The following is a 5,652-nucleotide window of genomic DNA, read 5'->3' as shown; positions in this document are numbered from 1 at the left end:
CGACGGGGTAGTGGCGAAGGTCCTCCGCCTGGAGGGACAGACGTTCGAAAAGGACGAAGTCATCGTGATGCTCGAATCCGAGAGCGAGAAGGTCTGATCGCATGCGCAAGATCCAGTCGATGGTCAGCACGTCTTCTCCGGATTTTCGGAAGTACGACGCACATAATCGGCGTGTCGTGGCAGAGTTTCGCGCCAAGCAGGAGGCGGCCCGCCATGAGCGCCCCGCGCGGGACCTCGATCGCTTGGAAAAGCAGGGAAAAATGCGTCCCCGCGAGCGCATCGAGAAGCTGCTCGATCCCGGCACGCCCTTTCTGGAACTTTCCTCGCTGGCGGCCAACATGGCGTATGACGGCGATTCTCCTTCGGCCAGTGCCATCGTCGGCATCGGCGTGGTCTCCGGGCGGGAGGTGATCATTCGCGCGGACGACCCCTCGGTGAAGGGCGGGGCATGGTACCCACTGACCGCGAAGAAGATCGTGCGGGCGCTGGACATCGCGATGGAGAACCGGCTGCCGGTGATCCATCTATGCGATTCCGCGGGCGGGTTCCTGCAGCTCCAGTCGGAAGTCTTCCCCGACAAATACATGGCCGGCCGGATCTTCAGGAACCAGTCGATCCTGTCGAAGATGGGCGTGAAGCAGCTGGCCCTCGTCTTCGGTCATTGCACCGCCGGCGGCGCGTACATCCCGGGACTCTCCGATTACAGTGTGATCGTGCGCGGCACGGGCGCCGTCTTCCTCGGCGGTCCTCCGCTGGTCAAGGCCGCGACCGGCGAGGAGGTGACCGTCGAGGAACTCGGCGGCGCCGACATGCACACCAGCGTTTCCGGGACCTGCGACTATCCAGCGGCAAGCGAGGAAGAGGCGATCCACATCGGCCGCGAGATCGTCGCGCAATGGGACCGGCCGAAAAAATGGGACTGCCAGAGGGAAGCGCCGGAAGAGCCCGCTTACGATCCGCAGGAGATCTACGGGATCATTCCCGACGACATCAAGAAGTCCTTCGATATGCGCGAGGTCATCGCCCGCATCGTCGACGGCAGCCGCTTTCACGAATACCAGCCGAATTACGGCACCACGCTGATCTGCGGCTTTGCCAATATCTGGGGCTACAAAGTCGGCATCCTCGCCAACAATGGCGTGCTCTTCAACGACTCGTCGCTCAAGGGCGGGCATTTCATCGAACTCTGCAACCAGAACAACACGCCGCTGGTCTTCCTGCAGAACATCACCGGCTACATGATCGGCCGCGAATATGAGCGGCGGGGGATCACCAAGGATGGCGCCAAGATGATCATGGCGCAAAGCTGCTCGCGTGTGCCGAAGTTCACCGTCATGTGCAACGGCTCCTTCGGCGCCGGCAATTACGGTATGTGCGGGCGCGCCTTCGACGGCAGGTTCCTGTTCACCTGGCCGAACCACCAGATCGGCGTCATGGGCGGCGACCAGGCCGCCAATACGCTGGCCGAGGTAAAGATCAACCAGATGAAGCGGAACGGCGGCACGATCGACGAGGGCGAGATCCAACGCCTTTGGGAACAGACGCGCGCCGCCTATCAGGAGCAGCTGTCGGCTTACTATTCCACCTCCCAGATATGGGATGACGGCATCATCGACCCGGTCGACACGCGCAATGCTCTTGGCATCGCCATCTCGGCCTCGCTGAACGCACCGCTCGGCGAGAGCGGCTACGGCGTCTTCCGGTTTTAGGCGATGGCAGGGCCCATCCACTTCTACTTCGACTTCGCGTCGCCCTACGCCTATTGCGCGGCGGGCGAAGTCGAGAAGATCGGCGCGGAGTTCGGCCGCGCCATCGAATGGCGCCCGATCCTGTTGTGGGCCGTGCTCAAGGCTCATGGGATCGCGCCGCCGATGGATTCACCCGTCAAGCGAGCCTATTTTCTCAATGACATGCAGCGTTCCGCCGCGTTTTTCGGCCTTGCCTACCGCCAGCCGGCCAAGCTGCCGCTTTCCTCCCACCTCGCCGCACGCCTTTTCCACGCGACCGCCAAGAGCGAACCGCGACTGGCGATCGCGCTGGCTCGCCGGCTTCTTTCCGCTTTCTTCGCGGAACAAAAGGACATCTCCGACGAAGCCACGGTGACCGCTCTTGCCGCTGAACTGGGCATTCCGGCGGACGCCGCAGCGGACGGCATGAAGGGATCGCTTGGACGCTCGCTCCTCGAGAGCGCTGTCCAGGAGGCGGTCTCGGCCGGCGCGGTGGGCTCGCCATATTTTCTGGTAGACGGCGAAGGGTTTTTCGGAGCAGACAGGCTTCCGCAATTGCGCTGGTTCCTGGGCGGAGGAGGACGATGACGACATTCGAGGACATCACCTACAAGCTTGCAGACGGCTTCGTTCGCATCGCCGTGAACCGCCCGGACAAGCTGAATGCGTACCGGAATCAGACTGCTGACGAGTTGCGCGAAGCGATCGCCCTGGCCGAAGCGGAGGGTACGGCTCGCGCCATCCTGATGACCGGTGAGGGCCGGGCTTTCGGTTCAGGCTACGACCTCTCGACTGTCAGGCCGGACGAGGTCCCCGCGCTGGATGACGTTCTGGAGCGCCACTTCAACCCCTTGGTTCACGCCATGCGCCACTCCCGGCTGCCGATCGTGGCGGCCATCAACGGGCCTTGCGCCGGCGCGGCCGTCGGCATCGCGCTGGCTGCGGATATCGTGCTGGCCGGGCGGTCGAGCTATTTCTACGAGCCCTTCGTAGGGATCGCTTTGGTGCCCGATGCCGGCAACACGATTTTCCTGTCGCGCATGCTCGGAAGAATCCGCGCCTCGGGCATGATGCTGCTCGGGGACCGCATCTCCGCGGAAAAGGCCCTCCAATGGGGGCTCTTGTGGGAAGTCGTCGACGATGCAGAAGTCGAATCGGCCGCGGCGGCCATTTGTGCCAGGCTGGCACAGCTCGAACCCCAAGCGCTCGCCAGCACCAAGCGCCTCATTGCCGACGCCGCGGATTTTGCCATGGCGGAGCAACTCGATCTCGAACGTGACCTTCAGGGTGAGGCCGGTCGGTCACCGGCGATGAAAGCCAAGATCGCCGCCTTCTTCGCCAGACAGAAGGGCTAGCCGGGTGGCGAGTATCCGCATCGATACCGGCGGGCGGAAATCGCCGGTCCGCCAAGCGCGGTAACGGAGGACACGCGATGGAAAACGCGCTCGGCTCCACACGGTTCATCGACGCCGATAGCCGGGTCGTAGCGGATTTTGCCGCCGATCACGCGGGCGCCGGCGATGCGCGCTCGAAAGCGGTGAACCTCTACTACGCGTTGCGCGACGCGGTCCCTTATGACATGCGCACGTTCGGCTTGGATGAAGGGCAATTCATCGCCTCCAATGTGCTGGGCGCCAACTCGGCCTTCTGCGTGCCAAAGGCGATTGCTCTTGCGGCAGTGGCCCGCGCGGCAGGCATTCCCGCGAAGATCGGTTTCGCGAATGTCCGGAACCATCTCACGTCCCCGCGGCTCGCCGCCCTGATGGATGACGACATCTTTCGCTGGCACGCTTACACCTCCCTTTTCCTCGATGGCAGCTGGGTCAAGGCAACGCCCGCTTTCGACATCGGACTGTGCGAGCGACACGGCGTCCTGCCCCTCGAATTCGACGGGCGCTCCGATTCCATCTTCCACCCGTATGATCGGGATGGTCGCCAGCACATGGAGTATGTCGATTTCATTGGCGAGTTTACCGACATGCCCTATGACGCGTTCGCCACCGAGATGCGCGCGGCCTATCCGCGCCTCCTGGAGGCGCTCGACCAAGACCGGGCCCGGGCAGCCCGATTGAGAAACTGAACAATTCCGATCGAGATTGGCAGAGAAATGACAGAAGCAGTCTACATCCTTTCCGGCGTCCGTACGGCAATCGGCACTTTCGGCGGCACCTTGTCGAACGAACTGCCGGCGGCGCTGGGGGCCCGGGTCGCGGCCGAGGCAGTCCAGCGCGCCGGCGTGGAGGCGGGCGAGATCGGACATGTCGTCTACGGGAACGTGATCCCGACCGGACCGAAGGACGCCTATCTCGCGCGGGTCGCTGCCATCGACGCCGGCATTCCAAAAGAAGTCCCGGCGATGACGCTCAACCGGCTCTGTGGAAGCGGCGCGCAGGCTATCGTGTCGGCCGCCCAGAACGTCATGCTTGGCGACACGGACGTCGCGCTTGCAGGGGGCGCGGAGGTGATGAGCCGCGCGCCGCATTATGTCCAGTCTGCCCGTTTCGGCCAGAAAATGGGCGACGTGACGATGCTGGATGGCCTGACCGGAGTGCTGACCGATCCGTTCGGCAACGGCATCATGGGCGTGACCGCAGAAAACGTCGCCGAGAAATACCGGATCTCCCGACAGGACCAGGACGCCTTTGCCCTGGAAAGCCAGCGTCGCGCGGCGGCGGCTATCGAAGCGGGGCATTTCAAATCGCAGATCCTGCCTCTGGAGGTTACCAGCGGGCGAAAGACTGTGACGTTCGACACGGATGAACATCCGAAACCGGCCACCACCCTCGAGACGCTGGCCTCGCTCAGGCCGGCCTTCAAGAAAGACGGCATGGTGACCGCCGGCAATTCATCCGGCGTCAATGACGGCGCAGCCGCTGTCGTTCTTGCCTCGGAGCGCTATGTGGACCGTAGTGGCGCCAAGCCGCTCGGCCGGATCGTGGCCTATGCGCATTCGGGGGTCGAGCCCGGCATCATGGGCATTGGTCCCGTGCCAGCCGTTCGCGCTCTGGTCGACCGCGCCGGCATCAAGGTCACCGATTTCGACGTGATCGAATCGAATGAAGCGTTTGCGTCACAGGCTTTGGCGGTAGGCCGCGAGCTCGGGCTCGACCCAGCCAAGGTCAATCCGGACGGCGGCGCGATCGCGCTCGGCCATCCCGTTGGCGCCACGGGCGCGATCCTGACTGTCAAGGCACTCTACTATCTGCAGCGCACGGGCGGCCGCTATGGTCTTGTCACGATGTGCATCGGCGGCGGGCAGGGTATCGCCCTCGCCATCGAGAGGGTCTGACCAATGCACGCCGCCAAGGACCGAGCAGCGGTTTTGGGCTAAAGGGCGTGCAGAAACGATCGTTCAAGCGGGGTCGCGCAAATCTACGGTTTGCGCGATGTGCTTCAGGCGCGTGCTCGGGGCGCTTCAGCCTCGCGCGTCCGGACGCTTCGCGATCAATCCCATGCCGACGCCGACTACGCCGCCAGCGGCCTTGACCAATGCATCGGCAAGCTTGGCGTGGCGGTCGGGGGTAAGCGCCTGTGCAAGTTCGAGCCCGCCAGCGACGAACACCACGAGCAGCAGCGCCATAGGCCAGGAGCGGCGATATCCGACACAGAAAAGCAGCCCCAGCAGCGCGAAGGCTGCGGCTCGCTCGAATGTCGGGCCGGATCCGAGCTGAGGGCGGTCGGCCAGGGGCGATATCGTCGCCGTCAATATGACGAGGAGCGTGACCCAGGCGAGGATGCGGGCGATGTTTCTGATCATCGCCCTTTCCTAACCCTTCTTTGCGCGGCGCGCGACCTCCAATGCTTCACCCTTTCGGTGTAGGCGCGGTAGCAGTGCTCAGAGCGGGAGGCTGGTGATACCGGTTCGGCCGCTTCGTTTGGCACCGTTAGGCGGTCGGCGGCGATGGAACGGAATGGGATTCCTCGG

General features: G+C 63.8%; 6 protein-coding genes. 5 read left to right on the top strand and 1 reads right to left on the bottom strand.

What is annotated here, in order from left to right; genetic code table 11:
• Positions 1-101 precede the first annotated feature (101 nt).
• From VN004_RS05290 to VN004_RS05270, 5 genes are all read left to right on the top strand, one after another.
• Positions 102-1,709, top strand: coding sequence for an acyl-CoA carboxylase subunit beta (locus VN004_RS05290; protein WP_325607728.1), 1,608 nt, complete (start codon positions 102-104; stop codon positions 1,707-1,709).
• Between the two features lie 3 nt (positions 1,710-1,712).
• Entirely contained in the window at positions 1,713-2,315 is a 603-nt protein-coding gene (locus VN004_RS05285) for a 2-hydroxychromene-2-carboxylate isomerase (protein ID WP_325607726.1), read from the top strand.
• A complete protein-coding gene (locus tag VN004_RS05280; protein ID WP_325607724.1) occupies positions 2,312-3,082 on the top strand; it encodes an enoyl-CoA hydratase-related protein in 771 nt (256 codons plus the stop codon). The genes VN004_RS05285 and VN004_RS05280 overlap by 4 nt, the downstream gene beginning before the upstream one ends.
• Positions 3,083-3,159: 77 nt before the next feature.
• A complete protein-coding gene (locus VN004_RS05275) occupies positions 3,160-3,807 on the top strand; it encodes a transglutaminase domain-containing protein (RefSeq protein ID WP_325607722.1) in 648 nt (215 codons plus the stop codon).
• A 27-nt stretch (positions 3,808-3,834) separates the two neighbouring features.
• On the top strand, positions 3,835-5,016 hold the full coding sequence (locus VN004_RS05270; protein ID WP_325607720.1) for an acetyl-CoA C-acyltransferase family protein: 1,182 nt from the start codon (positions 3,835-3,837) through the stop codon (positions 5,014-5,016).
• 126 nt (positions 5,017-5,142) lie between these two features.
• Here the strand turns inward: VN004_RS05270 and VN004_RS05265 are convergent, their stop codons facing one another.
• On the bottom strand, positions 5,143-5,484 hold the full coding sequence (locus tag VN004_RS05265) for a VanZ family protein (protein ID WP_325607718.1): 342 nt from the start codon (positions 5,482-5,484) through the stop codon (positions 5,143-5,145).
• Positions 5,485-5,652 lie beyond the last annotated feature (168 nt).

The organism is Pseudorhodoplanes sp., from assembly GCF_035565855.1.
Lineage (GTDB): Bacteria > Pseudomonadota > Alphaproteobacteria > Rhizobiales > Xanthobacteraceae > Pseudorhodoplanes.
Note: the sequence above shows the minus strand (reverse complement) of the source record. Positions and strands in the feature narration are given on the sequence as shown.